The organism is Alcanivorax sp. S6407, assembly GCF_023016115.1.
GTDB lineage: Bacteria > Pseudomonadota > Gammaproteobacteria > Pseudomonadales > Alcanivoracaceae > Alcanivorax.
Genome location: NZ_JALKBH010000026.1, coordinates 1 through 249 on the forward strand (window position 1 = coordinate 1; position 249 = coordinate 249).

The following is a 249-nucleotide window of genomic DNA, read 5'->3' on the forward strand; positions in this document are numbered from 1 at the left end:
GCTAAATACTCCTGGCTGACCGATAGTGAACCAGTACCGTGAGGGAAAGGCGAAAAGAACCCCGGAGAGGGGAGTGAAATAGAACCTGAAACCGTGTACGTACAAGCAGTCGGAGCCCTCTTGTGGGGTGACGGCGTACCTTTTGTATAATGGGTCAGCGACTTAATTTCAGTAGCGAGGTTAACCGTTTAGGGGAGCCGTAGGGAAACCGAGTCTTAATAGGGCGTTTAGTTGCTGGGATTAGACCCG

1 rRNA gene is annotated in these 249 nt (G+C 51.4%); it reads left to right on the forward strand.

From position 1 onward, the window contains the following. A 23S ribosomal RNA gene (locus MWU49_RS17685) occupies positions 1 to 249 on the forward strand; the annotation flags it as partial.